Origin of the sequence: Pantoea sp. EKM21T, assembly GCF_011800405.1 — a bacterium.
GTDB classification, from domain to species: domain Bacteria; phylum Pseudomonadota; class Gammaproteobacteria; order Enterobacterales; family Enterobacteriaceae; genus Pantoea; species Pantoea agglomerans.
Window position 1 is genome coordinate 282,561 of record NZ_JAALFV010000007.1, and the last position, 25,093, is coordinate 307,653.

Consider the following 25,093-nt stretch of genomic DNA (forward strand, 5'->3'; position numbering starts at 1 on the left):
AGCGCATCACATTTTAGCTGAATTGTAATGCAACACTTTTTGACAAACGTGAGCAAAATCTATTTTCTATCGATCTGTTACAGGCACGCTACGCGGGCTGAAGAACTGGCTGTTATTTGCTGTGAAACCCTCATTCCCATCAAGGGACCGATTTCTCTCTGACTGCGTCTGCTGTGCGGCGGTCAAAAGCATGTGGCTGATAATAATGAAATTTAAAACGTTGATAGCAGGTGCCGTGCTGGCATGTTCATTGAGTGGCGCTGCGCAGGCCGCTGAAAGCGATCCGCAGTATGTCTCCGACTGGTGGCATCAGAGCGTTAACGTGGTAGGCAGCTACCACACCCGTTTCGGACCGCAGTTTAACAACGACGTTTATCTGGAATATGAAGCGTTTGCGAAGAAGGACTGGTTCGATTTTTATGGCTACCTCGACCTGACCAACTTCTTCGGCGCAGGCAACAGCAACGCCAACGGCATTTTTGATCACGGTTCACCGATGTTTATGGAGATTGAACCGCGCTTCTCTATCGACAAACTGACCGGCACCAGCCTGGCCTTTGGTCCGTTCAAAGAGTGGTATTTCGCTAACAACTACATCTACGACATGGGCCGCAACAGCGATAGCCGCCAGAACACCTGGTATATGGGTCTGGGCACCGATATCGATACGCACAGCGATGTCGGCCTGTCGCTGAACGTCTACGCCAAATATCAGTGGGAAAACTACGGTGCGGCGAATGAAAACAGCTGGGATGGCTATCGCTTCAAGGTGAAATACTTTGTGCCAATCACCACGCTGTGGGGCGGTAATCTGGGCTATGTGGGCTTCACCAACTTCGACTGGGGTTCCGATCTCCGCGATAAAGGCGGTTCATCACGCACCAGCAACTCCATCGCCTCCAGCCATATTCTGTCACTGGGTTACGATCACTGGCACTTCTCTGCGGTGGCGCGTTACTTCCACAACGGCGGACAGTGGGCGGATGGTCAGGAGCTGAACTTCGGCAATGGGCCGTTTGAAGTGAAATCGACTGGCTGGGGTTACTACCTGGTGGCGGGTTATAACTTCTGATTACGTGCGGCGGCCTGAATAGCGCCGCCGCGCTTTAATCCGGGCAGTTGCCATTAATTAATACGGCGCCGCAAATTGCGACGCCGGCTGGCCCGATTATTCCTGCGGCTTCTCGACGTTGATGCGCCATGGAATGTTGAACTTATCAATGAACATCGCGAATCCGTTCGACCAGAACGTCTCCTGCCACTCAGTTGTCACCTTGCCGCCTGCCGACAGTTTCTCAAACCAGGCTTTACCCTTTTCGACATCGTTAGTTGAGAGACTGACCGCGTAACCGGCATGCTCAGACGCTGGCGGCTGATCGGTGTTGCCATCGCTCAGCATTAGCTCACCGTCACCAATACGCAGCTGGGCATGCATGATCTTTTCTGGCGGCTGCGGCGCGGCAGACTGATCGCCGACCTGCTCACCCTGATCCGGCATATCACCGAATTTCATTTTAGAGAGCAACTCTCCCCCGGTCGCCTGCAGGTAAAAGTCGATAGCCTCTTCGCAACGGCCATAGAGAAACAGATAAGGACTGACTTGCATCGTAACCTCTATATTTGTCGGGTGGATTTTTTTCAGTACCTTAACAGTGTAGACGATCGACTTTACTCGCTGATTTTACTGGCAATAACGGCGAAAGAGTTGTGCCATATAACTGCTCATTGGGGTCAGCGTCGTGTCTTTGCGCTGGATCAGATAGAAGATCGCTTTCGGCAGGGGTTCGTCGAGCGTCAGCGCCACCAGCGACCGACCCAGAATCGGGTCGTCAATGACGTCGACCGACAGAATACTGATGAAATCGCTTTGCGCGACCAGGCTGGTGCAGGCCATAAAGGTTTCACAGGTCACCACAATTTTCGGGGCCATGCCGCGCTCGCCAAACAGATCGTGCAACAAGCGGTAGTAACTGCCTTTAGGCGTTGGCATCGTCCAGTCCGCCTGCTGTAACTCCGCCAGAGAACGCGCCTTTTCCAGCGGATGGCCTTTGCGCACCACCACCTTGTACTCGCGCTCCATCATCCGCTCATACATCAGCTCCTGATCGAGATGGCTCTGATCGTAGGTATTAATGGTGAAATCGAGCGCGCCCTGGCGCAGTTCATGCACCATCGACACCAGCTGGCCTTCGACGATGCGCACCTTCACCAGCGGGTATTCGCGATGAAACTGGTTAATCACCTGCGGCATAATGGTGCGCGCCACGCTGCCACCGACGCCGATATTCACCTGACCGCCACCCAGTCCCAGCCGCTGCTGGATATCCTCTTCGGCGACCCGCAGTTCTGCCAGCACCAGGCTGGCATGCCGAAAAAAGTTATCACCGATATCGGTTAACACCACGCCCTGCTGACGGCGGATAAACAGCTTTGCCCCCAGCTCGCGCTCCAGTTCCTGAATCGCTTTGGTTAACGCCGGTTGTGACAGCCCGGAAAGACGGCTTGCCGCCCGGATACTGCCCTGTCGCGCCACGTCAACGAAGGCGCGCAGCTGATGGAGCTTGAGATTGGCAGACATAATTTTGCGATAACCGTTGTTTATCAGTCACAAGATATTCGCATCTTATGCCGGTCAATACCATTGTGTAGATTCGGAACAGTGCATAAAAAATCAACAACGAGGAGAGAGCCGATGAAACCCCTTTCAGACCACGTCAGTGCCCGGCTGCCACAGCTGCAACAGTGGCGTCGCGACTTCCATCACTATGCCGAATCGGGCTGGCTGGAGTTCCGCACCGCCACCTTCGTCGCTGAAGAGCTGCATAAGCTCGGTTATCAACTGAAGCTGGGCCGTGAGGTCATCGACGCCGACGCGCGGATGGGCTTGCCCGACGAGGCGGTGCTGAAGCAGCAGGAAGCGCGCGCGCTGCAACAGGGCGCGCTGCCGCAGTGGATCAGCCACTTCTCCGGCGGATTCTGCGGCATCGTGGCAACGCTCGAGACCGGCCGTCCTGGCCCGGTGATGGGCTTCCGCGTCGATATGGATGCCCTGGATCTCAACGAGAGCCAGGCTGACGATCATCTGCCGCAGCGTGAAGGGTTCGCCTCCTGCAACGCAGGCATGATGCACGCCTGCGGACATGACGGCCACACCACCATCGGGCTGGGTCTCGCCTCGGTGCTGATGGCGATGAAAGATCAGCTCAGCGGCACGATTAAACTGATCTTCCAGCCCGCCGAAGAGGGTGTGCGCGGCGCAAAAGCGATGGTGGCGGCGGGCGTGGTCGATGACGTTGATCGCTTCACCGCCATTCATATCGGCACCGGCGTGCCGGCAGGCGAAGTGGTGTGCGGCAGCGACAGCTTCCTCGCCACTACCAAGCTGGATGTTCACTTTACCGGCGTCGGTGCCCATGCGGGCGGTCGTCCTGAAGAGGGGCGCAATGCCCTGCTGGCCGCCGCACAGGCAACGCTGGCGCTGCATGGTTTAACCCAGCACAGCGGCGGCGTGGCACGGGTCAACGTGGGCGTGCTGCAGGCGGGAACCGGCCGCAACGTGGTAGCCGACTGCGCCCTGCTGAAAGTCGAAACCCGTGGCGTGACCAATCAGGTCAACGACGACATCTATCAGCAGGCGCTGCGGGTGATTGCCGGTGCGGCGGCGATGTATGGCGTTGAGCAGCAGGTCTCGCTGATGGGGGCCGCGCGCAGCTGTACCCCGACGCAGCCATGGGTTGATTTCATCCATCAGCAGGCGGACGTGCTCGGTATCTTCAACTCCGTGGTCGATCGTAAAGCGCAGGCGGCGGGTTCGGAAGATGCGACCTACATGATGGAACGGGTAAAGCAGCGCGGCGGTCAGGCCTCTTACGTCATTTTTGGCTGTGAGCTGGCGGCGGGTCACCACAATGCGAAATTCGACTTTGATGAGCGGGTGATGCCGGACGCCATCACGCTGCTGGCGACGCTGGCGCTGAACCAGGCGCAGTATGGGGGCTCACGATGATGGAAGACTTTATTGCCGACTATATCGCTCGTCATCAGCTTCGTTTCAGCACGCTCAGTGACGCCATCTGGGACACACCGGAGACCCGCTTTGCTGAAACCCGCTCGTCAGCCCTGCTTTCTGATGCGCTGGCAGAAGAGGGATTCAGAGTGGAACGCGGCGTGGGTGGCATCGATACAGCGTTTATCGCCAGTGCGGGCAGCGGCAAGCCGGTGATTGCCATCCTTGGCGAGTTCGATGCGCTGGCGGGCCTGAGTCAGCAGGCGGGCTGCGCCCGGCCACAACCTCTGGAAGCCAACGGCAACGGACACGGCTGCGGTCACAACCTGCTCGGCACGGCAGGTGTTGCGGCGGCCTGCGCCGTGAAAGCCTGGATGGAACAGCATCACACGGGTGGCACGGTTCGCTTTTACGGCTGCCCTGGCGAAGAAGGCGGTTCGGGCAAGACTTTTATGGTGCGCGAAGGGCTGTTTGACGACGTTGATGCCGCCGTGACCTGGCATCCGGAGGGGTTCAGCGGCATGTTCAATCTGCGCACCCTCGCCAATATTCAGGCGGCGTTCAGCTTCAAAGGGGTTGCGGCGCACGCGGCCAATTCTCCCCATCTGGGCCGAAGCGCCCTGGATGCCGTCACGCTGATGAATACCGGGGCCAACTTTCTGCGCGAGCATATTGTTCAGGAGGCACGTCTGCACTACGCCATCACCAACAGCGGCGGTGTATCGCCAAACGTGGTGCAGGCGGATGCGGAGGTGCTCTACCTGATCCGCGCCCCGGAACTGCCACAGGCGCAGGCGATTTATGAACGGGTGATCAATATCGCCAGGGGTGCAGCGCTGATGACCGACACCACGCTGACTGTACGTTTTGACAAAGCCTGCTCGGATTACGTCCCGAATCGCGCGCTGGAAGCGGTCATGGAGCGTTATTTGCATCAGTTTGGTTTGCCCGACTACAGCGACGAAGAACGCGCGTTTGCGGCTGAACTGCGTGCCACGCTCACTGATGACGATCTGCGCAATGCCCGGCTCAATGCCGCCCGAACCGGTGGTGAAGCCGGTCACGCCTGGGCTGAAAAACTGGGCGACAAGCTGTTTATGGATGAGGTCGCGCCCTATGCGGTCACACGTGAACTGCTTTATGGCTCCACCGACGTCGGCGATGTTAGCTGGGTGACGCCGACTGCACAGTGTTTTGCGCCCTGCTTTACCTTCGGCACGCCGCTGCACACCTGGCAACTGGTGGCGCAGGGACGCACCAGTATCGGGCATAAGGGGATGTTTCTGGCGGGCAAAGTGATGGCGGCCACGGTGTTAACGCTGTTAACGGATCGGCAGGCGCTGGCTGGCTGCCGGGCCGAGTTTGATCGGGTACGCGCCGCGCAGCCCTATCACTGCCCGATCCCGGCGGGGATCACACCAACAAAACTGGCCGAATGAGCCAACGGCCGTGTCTCTGACGCGGACCACTATAAAAAAATATTGCAAACACTTCCCCGATTCAGCGGTGCCGGAACTGAACTCACCGCCTGTCGCACAACGCGACCGGCGTCAGGCCTTGCGACCGCCGATAAAAGGGACACAAGACGAGAACCAATACCATGGAAGCAACATCAGAGAACCGCAGTCCTGGCCGGCTCTTCAGCTGGATCGAGCGCGTGGGGAATAAAGTCCCCAACCCGTTTTTACTGTTTGTCTATCTGATCGTGGTGCTGATGGTGGCGACCGCCATTATCAGCGCGCTGGATCTGGCGGTGAAGAACCCGAGCAACGGCGAAATCGTGCGGGTGAATAACCTGCTGAGCGTCGCAGGCATTCAGTGGATCCTGCCAAATATCATCAAAAATTTCAGCAGCTTTACCCCGCTGGGATCGATTCTGGCGCTGGTGATTGGTGCCGGACTGGCGGAAAAGGTCGGCCTGCTCCAGTCGCTGATGGTGAAGATGGCGTCACGCGTCAGCCGCCGTTATGCCAGCTACATGGTGCTGTTTATCGCCTTTTTCAGCCATATCTCCTCGGATGCCGCGCTGGTAGTGATGCCGCCGCTGGGCGCACTAATCTTTCTGGCGGTGGGCCGTCATCCGGTGGCGGGCCTGCTGGCCGCCATTGCCGGTGTGGCCTCCGGCTTTACCGCCAACCTGCTGATTGTCACCACCGATGTGCTGCTCTCGGGCATCAGCACTGAAGCGGCTAAAGCGGTCAGCGACACGGTGCATGTCAGCGTCATCGATAACTGGTTCTTTATGGCCACGTCGGTGATTGTGCTGACAATTGTGGGCGCGCTGCTGACCGATAAATTTGTCGAGCCGCGACTGCCAAAGTGGCAGGGCAACGGCGAGAAGCTGGCGGCGCTGACGCCGCTTGAGAACCGCGGTCTGCGGGCTGCCGGGATCGCCGCGCTGCTGTTTATCGCCCTGATGGCGCTGCTGGTGGTGCCGGAAAATGCACCGCTGCGCAATCCCGCCACCGGCGCCATTATTCCCTCGCCTTTTATTCAGGGCATTGTGCCGATCATCATTCTGTTCTTCTTTGTGGTGGCGATTGCTTATGGCGTGGTCACCCGACAGATCCGCCGTCCGGATGATATCCCGCAGTTGCTGGTCGATCCGATGAAGGGCATGGCGGGTTTTATCGTGATGGTGTTTCCGCTGTCGCAGTTCGTGGCGTTCTTCAACTGGAGCAACATGGGCAAATTCATGGCGATCGGGCTGACTGATGTGCTGGAGAGCGCAGGCGTCAGCGGCGCGCCCGCTTTTCTTGGCCTGATGTTCCTGTCGGCGTTTCTCTGCATGTTTATCGCCAGCGGCTCAGCCATCTGGTCGATTCTGGCGCCGGTCTTTGTGCCGATGTTTATGCTGCTCGGCTTCCATCCCGCCTTTGCCCAGATGATTTTCCGCATCGCCGACTCCGCCGTGCTGCCACTGGCACCGATGTCGCCGTTTCTGCCGCTGTTTCTCGCCTTTTTGCAGCGTTACCAGAAAGATGCGCAGCTCGGCACCTATTACGTGCTGATCTTCCCCTATCCGCTGGTGTTCTTTATCAGCTGGATAGCGCTGCTGCTGGTGTGGTATCTGCTGGGTCTGCCGATCGGGCCAGGCGTCTGGCCAAAACTGCCGTAAAGCACAGTGCCACCGATGAATGTTTCATCGGTGGCACGTTTTATTTTTTGTTAAACGGCGTGCAGGGAACAACGGCTCATTGCGCCGCCAGCTCCTTAAAAAATCCCGGGTTTTTCTGGATAGTGACCAGTACTTTAGCTGCCAGCCCGGTCGGGTTACGCCGTCCGGCTTCCCAGCTCTTTATGGTATCGAGGCTGGTTCCCAATGCCGTCGCCATCTCGCTCTGTGAGACGTTAAGCTGCGCCCGGATAGCTTTCACATCTGCCAGCGCATGCCGGGTAACACGACCGGGGGCTCTGACACCGTTTTTGATCTCCACAGCTTCTTCCAGCGATGCTTTCAGCTCGTCAAAAAAACTCACGTTACACCTCATCTTTCAGTAATTATGTCAGCTTCTTCAGCTCAGCTTTTTCCGCGTCCGTGAAAAGGTGTCATAAAGCAAGGCTATGATAACGCAAGGACGCCATTTGCATCCATGCGCTCCTGCCCCCGCGTTACCGGACTGAGAGACAGTCCGGAGTTCGCTGCAATCAGATTCTGGCCTGGTCGCCGCTGCCGGAGTGCGCCTGCCACGGATGGCAAAACCTGCAACGTACGTTGCTAAATAGTCAGCAACGCCCCTCTCGGCAACGGCGGATGAATTGACTATTCTGCTATTTCTTCGCTTGCTAACGGTTAACTATTTTAATAAGCCTCCGACCGGCTGCGAGTCGTCTCCACACTGCCTGAGGTTCACGCTGACATGACCACCTCCTCCACCAGCCTGCCACCGATGAACGCTTCATCGGTGGCCCGTAACAGCTTAGCCGCTCGTGTTGATGCGCTGCCCTCCTCCGCCGGATTGTGGCGCTTTATTACGCTGCTGGCGCTGGGCGGCTTTTTTGAGCTTTATGACCTGTTTGAAACCGGCTACATCAGTACCGGCCTGCTGTCGGCGGGCGTATTTCACACGGGTGCGGCAGGCGTGCTGGGCTTCTCCGATCAGGCGGCCTTCGCCTCAGCCACTTTTCTCGGTCTGTTTTTTGGTGCCAGCCTGCTGGCACCCTACGCTGACCGCTTTGGTCGCCGTCTCACCTTTATGTGTGCGCTGCTGTGGTACGGGCTGTTTTCACTGCTGATGGCGTTCCAGCAGAGCGCAGAGATGATTATTCTGTTCCGCTTTCTGGTGGGGATCGGGCTGGGCGTCGAGCTGGTGACCATCGACACCTATCTGTCGGAATGGGTGCCGACCCATCTGCGCAGCCGCGCCTTTGCCTTCTCCTTTTTCGTGCAGTTTTTATCGGTGCCGGCCGTGGCGCTGATGTCGTGGTGGCTGATTCCGCAAACGCTGTTCAGCCTTGAAGGCTGGCGCTGGGTGGTCATTGCGGGCGCGGTCTGCTCGCTGGTGATCTGGCTGGTGCGCAGGAACCTGCCGGAGTCGGCGCGCTGGCTGGCGCAGCAGGGTCGTCATCAGGAGGCGCATCAGGTGTTGTCCATGATGGAGCAACGCTGCGGCATCCCGGCAGGACCCGCTTTTTCAGCCGATGACGCCGCGGCGCAGCTGCCAAAACGGGGGCGCTTCAGCGAGATCTGGTCACCCGCTTACCGCAAGCGCACCCTGATGCTGGTGGTGATGAATTTTTTCCAGGCGATCGGCTTTTTCGGCTTTGGTAACTGGCTGCCTGCGCTGCTGTCAGGCCGCGGTGCCACGGTGACGCACAGTTTGCTTTATGCCTTCTTCATCACGCTGGCCTATCCGCTGGGATCGCTGATCTGTAGCCGCTACGCCGATAAGCTGGAAAATAAGTGGCAGATTGTCCTGTCGTCGCTGATGACGGTGGTGTTCGGCACGTTGTTCGCCTTCCAGACGCAGCCGGTATTGCTGATTCTCTGCGGCTTCCTGATCACCTGGTCCAACGCCTGGCTGACTTTCAGCTTCCACGCCTATCAGACCGAGATTTTCCCGACCCATATTCGGGCGCGGGCGGTTGGCTTCTGCTACTCCTTCAGCCGTCTCTCTACGGTATTCAGCAGTATTTTGATTGGGGTGATCCTGCAGTATGCCGGTACGCCAGGTGTGATTACCTTTATCGTGCTGAGCATGGTGATGGTGATGCTGTCGGTAGGGATTTATGGGCCGAAAACGCGCGGTATCGATCTGGAGAATATCTAAAAGAAAAGGCCGTCATCCTGATGATGACGGCCTTTTTTTACTGCCGATTATTTGCCTTCCAGTACCCGGATATCTGCACTGCCCAGCCGATCTTTCTCATCTTTACGCAGCTCAGCGACCTGCTTCGCGCTGACCGGCTCCGACGCCTTGTTGCCCCAGCTGTTACGCACGAAGTTCACCACGTCCGCCACCTGCTGATCGTCAAGACGCCAGCCAAATGCTGGCATGGTAATGGTCGACGGCGCGCCATTAACGCCAGGCAACTGTCCGCCCACCAGCACGATATGAATCAGTGAGGTCGGATCGTCCGCCAGCACCACCGGATTACCGCGCAGCGCCGGATAGAAACGTTTATAGCCGCTGCCATCGGTTTTATGGCACGCCGCACAGCTGTCGACGTAGGTGGCTGCCCCCGTCGCACTGTCGTCACCTTTCCACAACGCTTTGGCGGTAGCGTCATCGACGCTGAAGGCTGCCTGATGCGGATCTTTCGCGCCCAGCGACTTCAGATAGCGCGCAATCGCCGTGATATCGGACTCGCTCAGGTGCTGCAGGCTGTGTTCCACCACGTCGGTCATGCCACCAAAAGCAGCGGTCTGATCGTTGCGGCCATAGCGCAGGAACTGACGCAGGTCCTCTTCGCTCCAGCGACCCAGTCCATCGCGGTTGTCACCACGCAGATTGCTGGCGGTCCAGCCATCAATCGGTGCGCTGCTGCCCGCCAGATAGTCGCTGCCCTCATTGTTGGTCAGCGCCTTCTCCTGCATCGTGATGCTGCGCGGCGTGTGACAGGCCCCGCAGTGACCCAGTCCTTCTACCAGATAGCGACCACGTGCCAGCACCGGATCTTCCTGGGCTGCAGGCTGGAACGCTTTCACGTCGGGCGCAAAAATCCCGCGCCAGATCGCCAGCGGCCAGCGCATCGACAGCGGCCAGGGAATGTCGCTCTCCCGGTTTGGCTGCCCGACCGGCGCGACGCCATGCATGAAGTAGGCGTAAAGCGCCTTCATGTCTTCATCGCTGACCACTGCATAAGAGGGATATGGCATCGCCGGATAGAGCGTATCGCCATTTTTCGCCACGCCCTGACGCACCGCTTTCTGGAAGTCGTCGTAGCTGTATTCGCCAATGCCAGTCGCGGGATCGGGCGTAATGTTGGTGGAGTAGATGGTGCCAATCGGTGTTGCCATCGGCAGCCCACCGGCAAAGGCCGCGCCGCCTTTGCTGGTGTGGCAGGCCACACAGTCACCGGCTCGCGCCAGATACTCACCCCGTTTAACCAGATCGTCCTGGCTGCTCTCCGCCAGGGCGGCGAACGTCAGGGAGCCAAGAATCAGAGCCAGAATGCCATTTTTCATCGCCATGTCCTTATGCCTGCACCAGTGGGCCTGGGTTTTTCAGGTAGTGTTCGCGAATCGCTTTAGCTGACCAGTAGGTCAGCGCCGCCACCATGCCGGTCGGGTTGTAGCCCAGTCCCTGCGGGAAAGCTGAAGCGCCCGGTACAAACACATTCGGCACATCCCAGCTTTGCAGATAACGGTTAACCGCACTGGTTTTTGGATCGTCGCCCATGATCGCCCCGCCACTGATGTGGGTAGTCTGATAAACCGTGGAGTCGAAATGGGTGCCAGGCTTTTTCGCGCCGCCGATGATCATCTTCGGATTCATCGCTTCCGCGATATTGCGCATCTTGCCGACCATGAACTGCGCCATTTTGATGTCGTTCTCCTGCCAGTCAAAGGTCATGCGCAGCAGCGGCTGTCCATAGGCATCTTTGTAGTTGGGATCGAGATCAAGGTAGTTGGCGCGATAAGACTGGTGGGCGCCGTGCGCATCCATCGACAGATGATGGGTGTAGGTATCCGCCACCGCCGCTTTCCATTTGCTGCCCCAGTTGGGCGTACCCGCCGGCACCGGCAGGCCGGAGATCGGTTTGGTGCCCGCCTGGTTAACCCAGAATGGCGAACCACCAACAAAGCCCAGCGGCCCATGGTCGAAGTTATCCGCGTTGAAATCATCAACCGCAACGCCTGCGCCACCCGCACCGATAAACGGATTAGTGGTGGTGTTCTTATCAAACAGCGCCTTCAGCGTAGAGAGGTTCTGATAGGCGAAGTTGCGGCCTACGGTCCCTTCGTTGGTAATCGGGTTGTAGGGTTTGCCGATGCCCGACAGCAGCATCAGGTGAACATTGTGGAACTGGAAGGCGGAGAGGATCACCAGGTCAGCAGGCTGAATCTGCTCCCGGCCCTGCCCATCCACATAGGTCACGCCGGTCGCACGCGTTTTGTCATCGCTGAGATTGACCCGCAGCACATAAGAGTTATTGCGCAGCTCAAACTTCGGCTCCTGACGCAGCGCAGGCAGGATATTGACGTTAGGCGACGCCTTGGAATACATGTAGCAGGCGTAGCCGCTGCAATAACCGCAGAAGTTGCACGGCCCCATCTGTGCGCCGTAGGTGTTGGTATACGGACCCGAGGTATTGGCGGACGGCAGATCGTAAGGGTGATAGCCGACCGACTCTGCCGCCTGAGCAAACAGCTGCGCCGAGTAAGTGCGCTTCTGCGCGGGCAGCGGGAAGTTATCTGAGCGATCGGGCGCAAACGGGTTGCCGCCTGTATCTTTGCCGACCACTTTGCCTTTGATACTCCAGGCGCTGCCTGAGGTGCCAAAAACCTTTTCCGCTTTGTCGAAGAACGGCTCCAGCTCATCGTAGCTGACGCCAAAATCCTGAATCGTCATGCCTTCCGGGATGAAATTCTTGCCGTAGCGCTCTTCGTAATGGCTGCGCATCCGCAACTCAACCGGATCAACACGGAAATGGACGCCGGACCAGTGAAGACCCGCGCCACCGGTACCGGTGCCGGGCAGAAACGCCGCCAGCTGACGATAGGGCACTGCGGTCTGCGACGCATCATGACGAATGGTCACGGTGCTTTTGGAGAGATCCTGGAAAAGCTTTTTGCGGACGTTATAGGTCAGCTCATCAATGGACTGCGGATAGGAGCCATCAGGATAGGTATCGCGATGCGGTCCGCGCTCCAGCGCCAGCACGTTCAGGCCCGCTTCGGTCAGCTCTTTCGCCATAATGGCACCCGCCCAGCCGAAGCCGACAATCACCGCATCTACTTTTTTCATTTCGTTTGCCATGCTTAGCTTCTCTCCCCGCGAATCGACACTGACGGGAACGGATAACGTTCGCCGCGCTCTACCCAGTCCATAAAGTCGGCGCGTGCGCCAGGGAAGTTAATCAGCTTCCAGCCGACCATGCCCTGATTCCCGCCGTGTATAGGATCGCTGAAGAAGCCTTCACGGGTATTCTGCAACAGGAAGCTAAAGAAGACTTTTGCCGGCAGCTGGCTGAATTCAGCACTGCCATTTTCCATCGCCTGCAGTAAGGCATCCTGCTGCTCGCCACTGAGCTGGCCGAACACCTTGCCGTGCTGCTTTTTGCTGTAATTATCGGCATCGGCCAGACCGAGGCGGTAGATCTGCTGTGGCACCAGCGGCAGCTGATAGCCCAGCTCTTTCGGCAGGTCGGGGTTAAACGGCCCCTGCATATACCAGTTCGACCCCGTGGCATACGGCGTATTCATCTGACGATCGATAAACTCAGGCACGCCCGCTTCCAGCGCACCAGGCCCGCGTTCATCGCTGGGGATAAGCCGTGCCACGGCGGCGGTAATAAAAGCAAACTCTTCGGCGGTGAACCAGTTCGGCTGGTAGTCGCGCGCCTGCTGTGGCGTGGCCGGGGTTTCAGCCGCCTGTGTGGCCAGCGGCAGGGAGAGAGCACCCATCGCTGTGGAACCTACCGCCATTGCAGGCGCCAGGGTGATTGTCTTCAGCAAAAAATCCCTGCGTGAATGACCCTTTTTTTGTTCTGACATGACATTGCCTCATTCCCGCGCTGACCGGCGGTATGAAAAAAATAGGTGGTTGCGTTGTAATGGTTTTTATCAGCAGATACAGGCCAGGAGCCTGTTTGTTACCGGTAACAAACAACCTATTGTAACACTGCCATTCACAAAGATTTAGTTCCAGGAAACAAAACCGCACAATTTCATTAACATCTATCCCCCTCCTGTCATTAGCAGAAACAACAGACTACAGACAGCGACCCGTCAAAAACGTTATAACAAGCAACACACAACAGCGGAGTGCCTATGTTTAAGTCTTTTTTTCCGCGGCCAGCGCTGTTTTTCAGCTCTGCGGCTGTCTGGAGCTTAGTAGCGATTTTTGCCTGGTTCGGCTTTGCCGCGCATCTGCCCGGCATCTGGCCCACCTTTGAAACAGCAATGAAACAGCCCCTGCCGACGACGGCAGCGCGTTTTATCGCCGTGAGTCAGCTCTGGTTCTACCTCTATTACTGGATCATGGTAGCCATTTTTGCCGGGGCCTGGCGGTTGATTGATGCGCATCCATGGCAACGCTGGTCAGTCTGGGGCTCCGCGCTGATCATCTTTGTGACCTGGTTTGGCGTGCAGGTCGGAGTGGCCATTAACGCCTGGTATGGACCGTTTTATGATCTGATTCAGAAAGCGTTAACCAAAGCGGGATCGGTGCAGATTGCGGAGTTTTACCATGAGGTTTTCTCTTTTCTCGGCATCGCATTAATCGCAGTGGTGATTGGCGTACTCAACTCCTTCTTTATCAGCCACTGGGTTTTCCGCTGGCGTAGCGCCATGAATAACTACTACATGCACAACTGGCAGCGTCTGCGTCATGTCGAAGGTGCCGCACAGCGTGTGCAGGAAGACACCATGCGGTTTGCGACCACGCTGGAAAACTGGGGTGTCAGTTTCATTCAGGCGATTATGACGCTGGTGGCGTTTTTACCGGTGCTGGTCGCGCTCTCCCATCACGTGAAAGATATTCCCATCCTCGGCAATATTCCTTACGCACTGGTAATTGCCGCTGTGCTCTGGTCAGTGTTTGGTACTGGCTTGCTGGCGCTGGTAGGGATCAAGCTGCCGGGGCTGGAGTTCCGCAATCAGCGGGTTGAAGCCGCCTACCGTAAAGAACTGGTCTACGGCGAAGACAATGCCGATCGTGCCACACCGCAGACGGTTCAGGAGTTGTTCAGTCGGGTGCGGGTTAACTACTTCCGTCTCTACTTTCACTATCTCTACTTCAACATCACCCGCATTCTCTATCTGCAGGTTGATAACGTGTTTGGTCTGTTCCTGCTGTTTCCATCCATTGTGGCGGGCACCATCACGCTGGGCTTACTCAACCAGATCACCAACGTGTTTGATCAGGTGCGCGGCTCGTTCCAGTATCTGATCGCCTCCTGGTCGACGCTGATCGAACTGATGTCGATCTATAAGCGTCTGCGCAGCTTTGAACAGATTCTGGATGATGTTCCGCACGATGAGATGATGCGCGAAGCGTCGGAAGAGGTGTAACTACTTAAGGATGGCGGCACGGGTCGATTGCCGCCCCACTCTCCTCAGCCACGGATCATCCCGCAAAGAACCTGCAGGACTCCTGTAACAGCAGAGATGTGCTGCTCCTGGCCCGCGAAAGCGGGCTTTTTTAATGCTTAAATCAGCCGTCATGCGTGTTCTCTGGCTTGAATTTATAAGCTGTAGCTTATAATCTGTACCCTGTATGACGGAATATATACAAGGAAGTATGTCATGTGGACCGTACTCCTGAGCCCGCGCTTTGAAAGCTGGCTAAGTGAGCAGGAAGAAGCCCTGCAGGAAAAAATGTTAGCGGATCTGGGAAAGTTAAAAGTATACGGCCCTGATTTGCCTCGCCCTTATGCTGATACTCTCAAGGGCTCGCAGTACAGGAATATGAAAGAACTCCGCGTACAGTTTTCAGGAAAGCCAATTCGGGCATTTTATGCATTTGACCCTGTCCGCCAGGCTATTGTGTTATGTGCCGGAGATAAGAGTCATGACAAACGTTTTTATATCCGAATGATACGCATCGCTGACGATGAATTTTCAGCCTGGCTGGCTGAACAGGAGAAGGGAAATAATTAATGAGAACCCTGGATGATGTTATCGCCGACTTCTCCCCTGAGAGTCAGGCGCGAATCAAAAAAATGTCTGATGAAATGATTCTGGAAGTCGGGCTTCAGATGATTCGCGAAGAGCTTCAGTTATCACAAAAGACGCTCGCCGAGGCCATGGGCGTGCGTCAGCCTGCCGTTGCTCAGATTGAGCAACGCGGAAATGAGATTAAGGTTGCCACGCTGAAACGCTATGTCGAAGCAATGGGCGGAAAACTCAGTCTTGATGTGGAACTTCCGACCGGAAAAAGAGTGGCCTTTCGCATCTGAACCCTCAAAACGGCGAAAGCGATTCTGTTTAAATAAAAAAGCCACTCGTCAGAGTGGCTTTCTCGTTTACAAAGACCGGATGTAAAACAGCTTCAACACAGCAGTGTCAGGGACGTCACGCCTTACAGTGCAATACGCATCACGCTGTCAGGATTTTTTGGCGGCGCCTTACGCGAGCCAGGCTGCTTCACGCTGACATAAAGCACCTTGCCGTCTGCCGAGAGTGCCAGACTGTTAGGCAGCGCCGGGGTTTTCACCGTGCGCTTCACCTTATAGCTGCTGGCGTCGATGATGCTGACTTCACCCGCTTTGCGATGCGTGACATAAAGCTCATCGCGATCACCATTAAACAGCACCGCCAGCGATTCCGGCACATCAATCCGCTGAATCACCTGCTGATTACGCAGATCAACCACCAGCACCTGCGCCTGCTTTGAATCTGTCAGGAAGGCGCGCTGACCGCGCGTATCCAGCGCGATGTTCAGGAAGAAGTGCTCTTTATCGCCGTCAATCTTCTGCTTTTTCTCAATGGCATTGGTGCGCGCATTGATCGTCACCAGTTCACCATCACCGTTGGTGACGTAGACCTTTTGCGCGTCTGAATCTACCGCCAGGCCGGTGCCCATTTTACCGGTATTCGGGATGGTACTGACAAGCTTCAGCGTGCTGCCATCCACCACCCAGACCACGCTTTGCGGTCCCAGGCCGGTGATATAAACCCGGTTAGTTTTAGCATCAACCGCCACCTGACGCGGCTGCAATGGGCGCACTGTCTCACTGCGCTTACGGCTATCCAGCACCAGCGTGTTGAGCACTTTGCCGCTGCTGGCGTCAATGGCCGTAACCGAGCCGTTTACGGTGTTGCCGATGTAGAGCACGTTGGTTTGCGGGTTGATCGCCGCGCCGAACGATTTCAGCTCCGTATTGATCGACTGCTGTACCGCCAGCGTAGCCGGGTCGAGACGGAAAACTGTGCCGCCGTCACCGCTGCTGTTCTGCGCTGTCGCCACGAACAGCGCGTTATCTTTCGGGCTGACTGCCAGTTCATAGACGCCTTTACCCACGGCCTGATTGAGATCTTCAGCCTGCACCGCCAGCCATCCTGAGGCAGAGAACAGGGCCGTAGCCAGTAACAGCGGACGCAGGGTCCGGCACGTATTGGTAATCGCTTTCATAACTTCTCCATAGTTAATCCACTGCAGACGCAGTGAAAAGAAAGCCCGACATTGCAACCAGAAACAGCTGACCAGCAGTCAGATGCAGAATTGTTTTTGAGAATAATAATTATTTCGGGGGGAAAGGGACAGGATTATTAGCGGATAAACGCCGCCAGGACGCCCAAAGGCGTCCTGTCAGCACAAGAGGGTAAAACTTAACTTATTTCAGCAGCTCAGCGGTCATGTGAACGCCGTTGTTGGTGTAAGCTTCAGTGATTTTATATGAAGCACCAGCTTCCTGAGCCTGCGCAGCGATTTTCGCTTCAGCACCATCCAGCGTAGAGTCGATGGCGGTCACAGATTGGGCGAAGCTGGCGAATGGCAGAACAGAAAGCGCGATAACAGCTGCAAAAGTTTTGATAGATTTCATGGTCAATTCCTCGGTTAATTTTTATCAGGTAAGGCGTGCTGCCTTGTTGAGAGATATATTAGTCCGGAAGTTGATCAGTAAAAAGCGGAGGGTTTTGCTTAACTCGTTCAGTAAAATTGATGATAAAAAGCACATTTCGCACAGTTATCACTCAAAAGGTTAATAATCTACGCCCATTAAAAAAGGCAGCATATATTGCTGCCCTTGAGAATTTAACCGTGATGTCGTACCCGGGTGAAGATGGTCAGCGCGGCCAGCAGCATCAGCACTCCGCTGGCAACGAACACACCCCCTGCGCCGCGTAGGTCAAACATCCAGCCGCCCGCCGCCGCGCCGACAGTAATCGCCAGCTGGATGGTGGCAACCAGTAAACCGCCGCCTGACTCCGCATCATCCGGCACCGCGCGCGAAATCCAGGTTGACCAGCCGGTTGGCATCGAACCAAACGCCATACCCCAGATTGCCACGCCTGCGCCCACCATCCAGCTGACATCGCCAAAGCTCACCAGCAGCAGCGCGGTGACACTCATCAACAGCGCCATGCCACTCAGGGTCAGTGATACGCTGCGGGTGACCAGGAAACCCGCCAGCGAGGTGCCAAAGAAGTTCGCCACACCAAAGGCCAGCAGCACCAGCGACAGCTGATTGAGGTTGAGCTGCGCAACGCTTTCCAGAAATGGACGCAGATAGGTAAAGAAGGCAAAGTGACCGGTAAACATCATGATTACCGCCAGCATTCCCCAGCGCATCACACCAATACGCAGCAGCGCCAGCACCCCGCCGTTGCGGGCTTTGTTCTCTGCCGGCATGGCGGGCAGGGTAAAGAACTGCCACAGCAGCGCCACCGCACCCAGTCCGGCAGTCAGCATAAAGATGTTGCGCCAGCCCACCAGTCCGCCGAGATAGCTGCCCAGTGGCGTAGCGATAATCGTCGCCAGCGAGATACCGCTGAAGACGATAGAGAGCGCACGCGGCACCTGATCGGTGGGAACCAGACGCATGGTGATGGCGGTTGAGAGTGTCCAGAAGCCGCCAATGGCCATACCCAGCAGCACCCGCGCCAGCAGGATCACCGTCAGGTCAGCCGCAAACGCCACCATCAGTGCCGACGCGATCAGCAACAGCGAAAACACCAGCATGACGATGCGGCGGTCGATGCGCCGTGTAACGCTGCCGGTGACCAGACTGGTAAACAGCGCCACCAGCGCGGTGATGGTGACGGTCTGTCCCGCCTGCCCTTCTGATACGCCGAGGCTGTGGGCCATCGGCGTCAGCAGACTCACGGGTAAAAATTCGGCGGTGATGAGGCTGAACACCCCAAATGCCATAGCAAATACCGCGCCCCACGCGGGACGGGTCGGCGAGGAAACCTCATCAGCCACTTCGGTTGTCAGACTCATGCTGCTTCTCCGGAAGATAAAAAAAGTGAGTGTGAGCATAGAGCGACGCGTCAGGACGATCTATGATGCTTACACCTTCATTTTTGATAATTCGTCTGGAATCACATGAGCCACTATGGAGATCTGACCAGTGAGCTGCTGATGGGGATGCGCCTCTATGGCGTGAACTATCAGCGTATCGCAGTGAGCGCGCCGTTTGGGCTGCGCTATGAGCACGCGCCGGGCCGGGCGCAGTTCCACTTTGTCGGACGCGGCTCACTGATGGTGCGCAGCGCCTCCGGCGAGGTGTTTCAGCTCAACAGCGGCGATGCGCTGCTGGTGCCGCACGGCAAACCCCACAGCCTGATCTCCAGTGAGGAGGCGAGCTGCCAGTGTATAAAGAACATGGCGAGCAAGCCGCTCTGCGACAGCGTCTGCGCCATTGCAGCACCGGAAGATGCCTGTGATGACGAGCACAGTGTGCTGTTGTTCAGCGCCTGCATGGCGTTTGAGCTCGGCGGCATGCAGCCGCTGATCAATACCATGCCCGATGTGATGCTGGTGAGTACTCTGCTGTCGCAATACCCGGAGATTCAGCCGATTCTGGCGGCGATGGAACGGGAGTCTCGCACCCGCCAGGCGGGATTCGCCGGTATTCTGTCGCGTCTGGCAGACGTGGTTGCCGCGCTGATTGTGCGCGGCTGGGTAGAGAACGGCTGCGGCGAGCGCAGTGGGCTGGTGCAGGCGATGCGCGATCCACGTCTGAGTCAGGCGATTGCTGCGATGCATCGGGAGCCAGGCGAAAACTGGACGGTGGCGCGGCTGGCCAGCGTGGCAGGCTGTTCGCGCTCAGTGTTTGCCGGACGGTTTCTCAATGCCACCGGCATGACGCCGCTGCGCTATCTGACGGAGTTGCGGATGCGGCTGGCGGTGCAGCGGATTGTGAACAACGGTGAAGCGGTGGAAGCCGTGGCTTATCATCTTGGCTACGGCTCGATTGCGGCATTCAGTCGCGCCTTTAAACGGATTGTCGGTCAGTCACCAGGCGCACTGCGTGCCGGACGCGACGGCACGCAGGTGCTGGCCTCTTAACCGGGCCGCTTAATCTCTTCTCTTAACGAAAGACGCTGATCGCTTCGACCAGACGGTTAGCCTGATGGGTCATTCGACCTGAAGCCTCGGCGCTTTCTGTCACGCGGGCGGCATTCTGGTGGGTGATATCATCAAGATCTTCCACCGCTGAACTGACTTCGCTGAGCGCGGTCGCCTGTTCGGCCGTGGCGGCGCTGATCTGGGCGATCAGTGCGGTGACATTCTGCACCTGCGACACGATATCCTGCATCGTGCGGCCTGCCGCGCTGGCGTGCTCATTGCCCGAGTTGACCCGGCTGGCGCTGGTTTCAACCAGCATTTTGATTTCGCTCGCGGCTTTGGCGCTGCGCTGCGCCAGGCTGCGCACTTCTCCGGCGACCACCGCAAAGCCTTTGCCCTGCTCACCGGCCCGCGCTGCTTCCACGGCGGCGTTCAGTGCCAGGATATTGGTCTGGAACGCAATCCCGTCGATGACGCTGGTAATATTGGCAATCCGCTTTGAACTGTCAGCAATTTCGCCCATCATGCCCATCATTTCGGTCATCACCTCGCCGCCTTTGCTGGCAGCGTGGCTGGTGCCGGCTGAGAGGGTATTCGCCTCATGCGCAGTTTCAGTGTTGCTCTTCACCGTGGCGGTCATTTCGTTCATGGTGGCCGCAGTCTGCTGCACGTTGGCAGCCGCCTGTTCGGTACGGCGGCTGAGTTCGTTGTTGCTGCGGGCGATGGCGTCGCTGGCGCTCAGCACATTGATCGCCTGGCCGCTGACGTCATCCACCAGCCAGCGGAACATCAATCCGAGCTGACCGATGGCGCGCAGCGTCACACCCACCTCATCAACGCGGTCCATCTGCTCCACTTTATGGCTGGCACCGGTTGCCACGCTCAGCGCCTGTTTGCACATCCGCTCAATAGGGCGTGAAATCTGCTGCTCCAGCCACAGGCTGCAGAGCAGAAGCAGCGCAGCCATTCCCGCGGTAAAGCCTGCCAGTGCCGCGGGCGTCATGCCCAGCGCCCAGACACCCGCCACCGAGAGGGGCAGTAACGTCAGCAGCGTTGTGCGGATCCGCCAGCGAAGGGGCAGCGTCTTAAGGATTGAGGCGGGACGACGCCAGCCGCTGCGAACCAGCAGGCCTTTGTGAAAACGTCGCCCTCTGGCGCGGCCTTCACGAAAATCCTGATAGAGCACCTCAGTCTGACGCACTTCCTCTGCCGTGGGTTTGGTGCGCACCGACATGTAGCCCTGCACTTTACCGTCGCGGACTACCGGAATGGCGTTGGCCCGCACCCAGTAGTGATCGCCATTTTTACGGCGGTTCTTGACCAGTGCCGTCCAGGGTTCACCCTGTTTCAGCGTCGCCCACATGTCGGCAAACGCTTCTGATGGCATATCGGGGTGACGTACCATGTTATGCGGCTGGCCGTTGATCTCGTCGGCGGTGAAGCCGCTCGCCTCGATAAACGCGTCGTTAGCGTAGGTGATGTGGCTGTTAAGATCGGTGGTCGACATCAGTGTCGCATTATCGTCGAACAGATATTCACGCTGAGAGACAGGCTGGTTGTTACGCATCAAAAGTCCTTGGAGACCCGACGTCCTGCACGCGACGGTCTGAGTGTCGGCATGAAAACTGTGGGCTGAGAGATAACGATTACCTTTTTTTATGTTTTCGGCATGCTTCTGCCTACTCTTTAGCGTTTAAGTTAAATTAGTGGCAATAATAAAGCCGCTTTGTAGCGGCTTTCACATTTTTGGTTGATTATCCATCCGTTAGCCGGACTGGAGAATTCCGGCAGCGGGTCAGCTGAGGTCGACATTACGGGTGCCAAACCACCAGGTGAGCAGGAATCCGCCGATCCAGGCCACCATCAGCCCGGCCAGATAGACCGCCATGCCAGCGAAGATCCCCTGGCTGGAGGTCATCAGTGGCAGCGTGACCAGGCCGGAGGGTCCGAATACCGTGTTCATCCCGACCGGCAAACCCAGCCACGCCACCAGCCCGATAAAGAACCCGCCCAGCGCACCACCGCCGCAGGCGGTGATAAAGGGCTTGAGGCGCGGCAAAGTGACGCCGTAGATCAGCGGCTCACCGACGCCAAGCAGCCCCGGCACGATAGCGCCTTTGATCTGCGCCCGCAGCAGCGCCCCTTTTTCTGCTTTGCACCACAACGCCAGTGATGCGCCGACCTGGCCTGCTCCCGCCATCGCCAGAATCGGGAAGAGCGAGTTAAAACCCTGGGTTTCCATCAGCGCAAAGTAAACCGGAATAAAGCCCTGATGGATGCCGAACATCACCGCGATCAGGAACAGCCCGGCCAGCAGCGCACAGCCAAAGGGATTGTTATTGAGATGGATAAACAGCCACGACATCCCTTTAAACAGTTCGCCGCCCAGCGGCATGATCAACAGATAGGTGATGGCGCCGGTGATCAACAGCGTAAACAGCGAGGTGAGGATCATATCGAGATTGTCGGGAATGATTTTGCGCAGCTGTTTTTCAATCCACGCCCCGATAATCGCCGCCATCAGCACACCAATAATGTTGCCGCGCGGGTCGATCGTCAGGCCAAAGAAGTTTTCCATGCCGCTGTAGTAGCCGGTGGTGGCCGTGGCCACATAGCCGAGCACAAACAGCGAGGCGATAATTGCGCCATTGACGCCGCTGCCGCCAAACGCTTTTTGCGCGTTGTAGCCAATCAGGATGCTGAGAAAGGTGAACAGCCCTTTACCGAAGACTTTCATGTACGCCACGGTATGCAGCAGCCAGGGCGAGTGGTCACCGGGTGCGTTGAGGTGGAGACTCTGTTCAATCAGCGTGGCAAATCCCAGCAGCAGCCCCGCGCCGATAAAGCCCGGAATCAGCGGAGTGAAGATGGTGGCGAAGCGCGACAGGAACTGATGCACGCCGCTGGTCTGTTTCGCCTTTAGCTGCTGCTTCTGCTGCTGTGCCAGCAGGCTTAGTTCCGCTGTTTCGCCCTGCGGTGCCAGCGCGGTATCACCCTGAGCCAGCAGGTTCTGCATCCCCTCGGCGGCGGTTTGCGCCTTGCCAGGCCCCAGCACAATCTGCAACTGTGCCTCGCTGTCGATAACGCCTAAGACACCCGGCAGGCTTTTTAACCGTGCCAGATCACTCTCTCCCGGCTGATTGAGCGTCAGGCGGAGCCGCGTCATGCAGTGACCACAGGCCGCGATATTTTGCGCGCCACCGACCGCCTGCAGGATGTCGCGCAACAGTGCCTCGGTGATTCTGGCCATTAGCGTGCTCCCGCTGCCTGTAAAGCCTGACGGATAAAGCCCTGATGCTGACTGAGCAGCGCTTTCGCCTCATCGGCAGCCAGGTCAGCCAGCACCATCAGAATGGCGGTTTTGCAGTGTCCGCCACAGGCGGTGAGCGCGGCGCTGGCCGTCGCCTCATCACAGTCAGTGGCCTGCATGACGATGTTAACCTGACGCTGTACCAGTTTCTGATTGGTGGCTTCCACATCGACCATCAGGTTGCCGTACACTTTTCCGCTGCGGATCATCGACCCGGTAGTGAGCATGTTGAGTACCAGTTTTTGCGCCGTGCCCGCTTTCATACGGGAAGACCCGGTGACCACTTCGGGGCCGACCACCGGCGTGAGCGCAATCGCGGCAACCTGCGACATGGCGCTGCCTGGATTACAGGTGAGCGATACAGTGGTTGCGCCAAGTTCGTTCGCGTATGCCAGCGCGCCCAGTACGTAGGGTGTGCGACCGCTGGCGGCGATGCCAACCAGCACATCGTGGCGGCTGAAGTGGATATCTTTCAGATCCTGCGCGCCCTGCTCCCGGTTGTCTTCCGCGTTTTCTACCGCCTGGAGTATGGCGGTATGGCCTCCTGCAATCAGGCCGATCACCTGCTCGCGGGGTGTGCCAAAGGTAGGTGGGCATTCGCTGGCATCCAGTATGCCCAACCGACCGGAGGTGCCTGCACCGCAATAGATCAGTCGTCCACCGGCCTGGAACGCGGCGCAGATGGCGTCAACGGCGGCGGCAATCTGCGGCACGATGGCCTCAACCGCCAGCGCCACCTTTTTATCTTCATCATTGATGACGCGAAGCATCGCTTCGGTGGAGAGTTCGTCAATATTCTGGCTGGCCGGGTTGCGGCCTTCGGTGATCATCTGGCTGAGGTCGAGTTTCATGGCGGGCTCCGCAAAGGAATAAATTATTCAAATTACTAACTATCATAACGAATGATTAATTCATTGGGTGAGATCTTTTTTCGATGGATGTGGGGTGAGTCATGTTGCGGAGGATCAGGTTGAGTGAGTGATGAGTATAAGCATTACGACCTGGGTGCGGTGCATGTGAGTGGAATCGCTGGGAGACCGGTACAGGTCAGAAAAGGTTCACCTGATCGTAAAGACGCATTCGTCATCCATGACGCTCGGCCCACGCGATTACGCACCTCATCCATGAGGTGCGCCCGTTGCCGGGCCAACGCTCTGCGTTGTTCAAAAACGCTCCCGGCGTTTTTGTCCCTGGCGTGGGACGCTTTACTCTTCAGGTATCAGAAAACAGTGAGCAATTGCCTGCCTCATAATGGGTTCTGAGGGCACCATTCGACATCGCGAGGGAGCCGCGTCAGCCAATTAAAACCCACCAATCGCAGGTTAAAAGCGCATCCAATTAATCAATATAAAGTTGTGACGTTCTGCAGCCATATAAAGCAGCCAGCTTCTCAAGGGTTTGTTTTTGAGGTTTCTTTCTCGACTCTAACTTCGACACGCCAGCCTGCGTGATGCCCAGTTTATTCGCCACCTCTTCCTGTGACATGTGACGATGCAAACGCCAGGCAACATGCAAAGGAACGGATTGCCGTCGGCTGATTTTCATTACATCGTGAGGAATCGTTTCATCATCGTCTGGACCCACTTCATAAGGGACAGACTCAAACACATCATCTAAATGACGTTCAGCCATGAGCTTATTAAACAGCTCTATAGGGATGACAGCACCAGTGCGGTTCCCGCGCTCGTCCGTCAGAAACTGTATAGCATTCATGGGTAATCACTCCTTACTGGTACGGCAGGCAACACTGTCTGATCGTCTGCCTGTGCTGCGGAACGCTAAACCCGGCTGCACAGAACTTATTGATGACGCACATTGCTCCTGCCACACTGCTAGCGCTTTTTGTACGTGGTCGATGTTCTTCTTACGACTTCAAGTATATCTATCACTACTGGCTGACCTTTCTCTATCTTCCAGAGTACGCGGTAGTGACCTACTACCAGCTTCATTCGCTTCTGTTTATCATCAGTCAGCTTTTCGACTTTCAGATGGGGAATATCCGGCCATTTAGCCAGCGCCTCTACAGCATCTTCAATAGCGTTACCCTCTTTCTGAGGCAGCCCATAAAGCTGTTTCAATGCCTTTTTCGTCCAGTTAATTTCTGGCATCCGTCAACACTCCATGTTGTCAAAGAAGACAGTCAACTTACCGCAA

23 protein-coding genes are annotated in these 25,093 nt (G+C 57.0%); 9 read left to right on the forward strand and 14 right to left on the reverse strand.

Annotated features, from left to right (window positions below; genetic code table 11):
- The first annotated feature begins 205 nt into the window (after positions 1 to 205).
- Positions 206 to 1,072: a nucleoside-specific channel-forming protein Tsx gene (locus HFD87_RS16300; protein ID WP_010252090.1), complete on the forward strand. Its 867-nt coding sequence runs from the start codon at positions 206 to 208 to the stop codon at positions 1,070 to 1,072.
- A 96-nt stretch (positions 1,073 to 1,168) separates the two neighbouring features.
- Here the strand turns inward: HFD87_RS16300 and yjdN are convergent, their stop codons facing one another.
- Positions 1,169 to 1,606 (reverse strand): VOC family metalloprotein YjdN, encoded by a 438-nt coding sequence (gene yjdN, locus HFD87_RS16305; protein WP_022625240.1) that lies wholly within the window; start codon positions 1,604 to 1,606, stop codon positions 1,169 to 1,171.
- A 75-nt stretch (positions 1,607 to 1,681) separates the two neighbouring features.
- Positions 1,682 to 2,578 carry a LysR family transcriptional regulator gene (locus HFD87_RS16310; RefSeq protein WP_010252093.1) on the reverse strand — a complete coding sequence of 299 codons (897 nt, stop codon included), beginning with the start codon at positions 2,576 to 2,578 and terminating at the stop codon, positions 1,682 to 1,684.
- A gap of 114 nt (positions 2,579 to 2,692) precedes the next feature.
- Between HFD87_RS16310 and HFD87_RS16315 the strand changes: the two genes are divergently transcribed.
- The 3 genes from HFD87_RS16315 (at position 2,693) to abgT (ending at position 7,124) form a co-directional block, all read left to right on the forward strand.
- Positions 2,693 to 4,006 carry a M20 family metallo-hydrolase gene (locus HFD87_RS16315; RefSeq protein ID WP_167423680.1) on the forward strand — a complete coding sequence of 438 codons (1,314 nt, stop codon included), beginning with the start codon at positions 2,693 to 2,695 and terminating at the stop codon, positions 4,004 to 4,006.
- On the forward strand, positions 4,003 to 5,445 hold the full coding sequence (locus HFD87_RS16320) for a M20 family metallopeptidase (protein ID WP_033769461.1): 1,443 nt from the start codon (positions 4,003 to 4,005) through the stop codon (positions 5,443 to 5,445). Before HFD87_RS16315 ends, HFD87_RS16320 begins: the two co-directional genes overlap by 4 nt.
- Positions 5,446 to 5,606: 161 nt before the next feature.
- A complete protein-coding gene (gene abgT, locus HFD87_RS16325) occupies positions 5,607 to 7,124 on the forward strand; it encodes a p-aminobenzoyl-glutamate transporter (protein WP_010252101.1) in 1,518 nt (505 codons plus the stop codon).
- A 76-nt stretch (positions 7,125 to 7,200) separates the two neighbouring features.
- Here abgT and nadS read toward each other — a convergent pair whose 3' ends face one another.
- Positions 7,201 to 7,485, reverse strand: coding sequence for a NadS family protein (nadS, locus tag HFD87_RS16330; protein ID WP_167423681.1), 285 nt, complete (start codon positions 7,483 to 7,485; stop codon positions 7,201 to 7,203).
- A 381-nt stretch (positions 7,486 to 7,866) separates the two neighbouring features.
- On the opposite strand from nadS, the gene HFD87_RS16335 reads away from it, so the two are divergent.
- Positions 7,867 to 9,276 carry an MFS transporter gene (locus HFD87_RS16335; protein ID WP_167423682.1) on the forward strand — a complete coding sequence of 470 codons (1,410 nt, stop codon included), beginning with the start codon at positions 7,867 to 7,869 and terminating at the stop codon, positions 9,274 to 9,276.
- Positions 9,277 to 9,323: 47 nt separating this feature from the next.
- On the opposite strand, the gene HFD87_RS16340 is transcribed toward HFD87_RS16335, so the two are convergent.
- From HFD87_RS16340 to HFD87_RS16350, 3 genes are read right to left on the reverse strand one after another with little or no spacing between them, the layout of a single operon-like run.
- The gene (locus HFD87_RS16340) at positions 9,324 to 10,634 is read right to left on the reverse strand and encodes a cytochrome c (protein WP_033780611.1); all 1,311 of its coding nucleotides are present in this window, start codon (positions 10,632 to 10,634) and stop codon (positions 9,324 to 9,326) included.
- A gap of 10 nt (positions 10,635 to 10,644) precedes the next feature.
- Positions 10,645 to 12,429, reverse strand: coding sequence for a GMC family oxidoreductase (locus tag HFD87_RS16345; protein WP_010252112.1), 1,785 nt, complete (start codon positions 12,427 to 12,429; stop codon positions 10,645 to 10,647).
- Between the two features lie 2 nt (positions 12,430 to 12,431).
- Positions 12,432 to 13,166, reverse strand: coding sequence for a gluconate 2-dehydrogenase subunit 3 family protein (locus HFD87_RS16350; RefSeq protein ID WP_167423683.1), 735 nt, complete (start codon positions 13,164 to 13,166; stop codon positions 12,432 to 12,434).
- Positions 13,167 to 13,442: 276 nt separating this feature from the next.
- Here HFD87_RS16350 and sbmA point away from each other — a divergent pair, with 276 nt between their 5' ends.
- The 3 genes from sbmA (at position 13,443) to HFD87_RS16365 (ending at position 15,571) form a co-directional block, all read left to right on the forward strand.
- Entirely contained in the window at positions 13,443 to 14,684 is a 1,242-nt protein-coding gene (gene sbmA, locus HFD87_RS16355) for a peptide antibiotic transporter SbmA (protein ID WP_010672044.1), read from the forward strand.
- Positions 14,685 to 14,918: 234 nt separating this feature from the next.
- Positions 14,919 to 15,272, forward strand: coding sequence for a type II toxin-antitoxin system RelE/ParE family toxin (locus tag HFD87_RS16360; RefSeq protein WP_010672045.1), 354 nt, complete (start codon positions 14,919 to 14,921; stop codon positions 15,270 to 15,272).
- Complete coding sequence (locus HFD87_RS16365; RefSeq protein WP_010252120.1) at positions 15,272 to 15,571, forward strand: helix-turn-helix domain-containing protein; 300 nt, start codon at positions 15,272 to 15,274, stop codon at positions 15,569 to 15,571. Before HFD87_RS16360 ends, HFD87_RS16365 begins: the two co-directional genes overlap by 1 nt.
- Positions 15,572 to 15,693: 122 nt before the next feature.
- On the opposite strand, the gene HFD87_RS16370 is transcribed toward HFD87_RS16365, so the two are convergent.
- The 3 genes from HFD87_RS16370 to HFD87_RS16380 form a co-directional block, all read right to left on the reverse strand.
- On the reverse strand, positions 15,694 to 16,746 hold the full coding sequence (locus tag HFD87_RS16370; protein WP_010672046.1) for a YncE family protein: 1,053 nt from the start codon (positions 16,744 to 16,746) through the stop codon (positions 15,694 to 15,696).
- Positions 16,747 to 16,948: 202 nt separating this feature from the next.
- Positions 16,949 to 17,158 (reverse strand): DUF1471 domain-containing protein, encoded by a 210-nt coding sequence (locus HFD87_RS16375; protein ID WP_009092571.1) that lies wholly within the window; start codon positions 17,156 to 17,158, stop codon positions 16,949 to 16,951.
- Between the two features lie 212 nt (positions 17,159 to 17,370).
- Positions 17,371 to 18,558: an MFS transporter gene (locus tag HFD87_RS16380; protein ID WP_010252123.1), complete on the reverse strand. Its 1,188-nt coding sequence runs from the start codon at positions 18,556 to 18,558 to the stop codon at positions 17,371 to 17,373.
- A gap of 105 nt (positions 18,559 to 18,663) precedes the next feature.
- On the opposite strand from HFD87_RS16380, the gene HFD87_RS16385 reads away from it, so the two are divergent.
- Entirely contained in the window at positions 18,664 to 19,629 is a 966-nt protein-coding gene (locus tag HFD87_RS16385; protein WP_167423684.1) for an AraC family transcriptional regulator, read from the forward strand.
- A 22-nt stretch (positions 19,630 to 19,651) separates the two neighbouring features.
- Here HFD87_RS16385 and HFD87_RS16390 read toward each other — a convergent pair whose 3' ends face one another.
- From HFD87_RS16390 to HFD87_RS16410, 5 genes are all read right to left on the reverse strand, one after another.
- A complete protein-coding gene (locus HFD87_RS16390; protein WP_010252127.1) occupies positions 19,652 to 21,196 on the reverse strand; it encodes a PAS domain-containing methyl-accepting chemotaxis protein in 1,545 nt (514 codons plus the stop codon).
- 228 nt (positions 21,197 to 21,424) lie between these two features.
- Positions 21,425 to 22,879: a PTS N-acetylmuramic acid transporter subunit IIBC gene (murP, locus tag HFD87_RS16395; protein ID WP_045140864.1), complete on the reverse strand. Its 1,455-nt coding sequence runs from the start codon at positions 22,877 to 22,879 to the stop codon at positions 21,425 to 21,427.
- Complete coding sequence (gene murQ, locus HFD87_RS16400) at positions 22,879 to 23,790, reverse strand: N-acetylmuramic acid 6-phosphate etherase (RefSeq protein WP_010252133.1); 912 nt, start codon at positions 23,788 to 23,790, stop codon at positions 22,879 to 22,881. The genes murP and murQ overlap by 1 nt, the downstream gene beginning before the upstream one ends.
- Positions 23,791 to 24,277: 487 nt before the next feature.
- Complete coding sequence (locus HFD87_RS16405; RefSeq protein WP_022625226.1) at positions 24,278 to 24,652, reverse strand: helix-turn-helix domain-containing protein; 375 nt, start codon at positions 24,650 to 24,652, stop codon at positions 24,278 to 24,280.
- Positions 24,653 to 24,771: 119 nt separating this feature from the next.
- Positions 24,772 to 25,047: a type II toxin-antitoxin system RelE/ParE family toxin gene (locus HFD87_RS16410; protein ID WP_010252139.1), complete on the reverse strand. Its 276-nt coding sequence runs from the start codon at positions 25,045 to 25,047 to the stop codon at positions 24,772 to 24,774.
- Positions 25,048 to 25,093 lie beyond the last annotated feature (46 nt).

Bases quoted from the DNA above. Each gene is read 5' to 3' on its own strand.
- HFD87_RS16340 (WP_033780611.1), bottom strand. From the start codon at position 10,634: ATGAAAAATGGCATTCTGGCTCTGATTCTTGGCTCCCTGACGTTCGCC.
- HFD87_RS16375 (WP_009092571.1), bottom strand. From the start codon at position 17,158: ATGAAATCTATCAAAACTTTTGCAGCTGTTATCGCGCTTTCTGTTCTG.
- murP (WP_045140864.1), bottom strand. From the start codon at position 22,879: ATGGCCAGAATCACCGAGGCACTGTTGCGCGACATCCTGCAGGCGGTC.
- HFD87_RS16370 (WP_010672046.1), bottom strand. From the start codon at position 16,746: ATGAAAGCGATTACCAATACGTGCCGGACCCTGCGTCCGCTGTTACTG.
- HFD87_RS16345 (WP_010252112.1), bottom strand. From the start codon at position 12,429: ATGGCAAACGAAATGAAAAAAGTAGATGCGGTGATTGTCGGCTTCGGC.
- HFD87_RS16385 (WP_167423684.1), top strand. From the start codon at position 18,664: ATGAGCCACTATGGAGATCTGACCAGTGAGCTGCTGATGGGGATGCGC.
- HFD87_RS16365 (WP_010252120.1), top strand. From the start codon at position 15,272: ATGAGAACCCTGGATGATGTTATCGCCGACTTCTCCCCTGAGAGTCAG.
- HFD87_RS16350 (WP_167423683.1), bottom strand. From the start codon at position 13,166: ATGTCAGAACAAAAAAAGGGTCATTCACGCAGGGATTTTTTGCTGAAG.
- murQ (WP_010252133.1), bottom strand. From the start codon at position 23,790: ATGAAACTCGACCTCAGCCAGATGATCACCGAAGGCCGCAACCCGGCC.
- HFD87_RS16390 (WP_010252127.1), bottom strand. From the start codon at position 21,196: ATGCGTAACAACCAGCCTGTCTCTCAGCGTGAATATCTGTTCGACGAT.
- HFD87_RS16320 (WP_033769461.1), top strand. From the start codon at position 4,003: ATGATGGAAGACTTTATTGCCGACTATATCGCTCGTCATCAGCTTCGT.
- sbmA (WP_010672044.1), top strand. From the start codon at position 13,443: ATGTTTAAGTCTTTTTTTCCGCGGCCAGCGCTGTTTTTCAGCTCTGCG.
- HFD87_RS16405 (WP_022625226.1), bottom strand. From the start codon at position 24,652: ATGAATGCTATACAGTTTCTGACGGACGAGCGCGGGAACCGCACTGGT.
- HFD87_RS16380 (WP_010252123.1), bottom strand. From the start codon at position 18,558: ATGAGTCTGACAACCGAAGTGGCTGATGAGGTTTCCTCGCCGACCCGT.
- HFD87_RS16315 (WP_167423680.1), top strand. From the start codon at position 2,693: ATGAAACCCCTTTCAGACCACGTCAGTGCCCGGCTGCCACAGCTGCAA.
- abgT (WP_010252101.1), top strand. From the start codon at position 5,607: ATGGAAGCAACATCAGAGAACCGCAGTCCTGGCCGGCTCTTCAGCTGG.
- HFD87_RS16300 (WP_010252090.1), top strand. From the start codon at position 206: ATGAAATTTAAAACGTTGATAGCAGGTGCCGTGCTGGCATGTTCATTG.
- HFD87_RS16410 (WP_010252139.1), bottom strand. From the start codon at position 25,047: ATGCCAGAAATTAACTGGACGAAAAAGGCATTGAAACAGCTTTATGGG.
- HFD87_RS16310 (WP_010252093.1), bottom strand. From the start codon at position 2,578: ATGTCTGCCAATCTCAAGCTCCATCAGCTGCGCGCCTTCGTTGACGTG.
- HFD87_RS16335 (WP_167423682.1), top strand. From the start codon at position 7,867: ATGACCACCTCCTCCACCAGCCTGCCACCGATGAACGCTTCATCGGTG.
- yjdN (WP_022625240.1), bottom strand. From the start codon at position 1,606: ATGCAAGTCAGTCCTTATCTGTTTCTCTATGGCCGTTGCGAAGAGGCT.
- HFD87_RS16360 (WP_010672045.1), top strand. From the start codon at position 14,919: ATGTGGACCGTACTCCTGAGCCCGCGCTTTGAAAGCTGGCTAAGTGAG.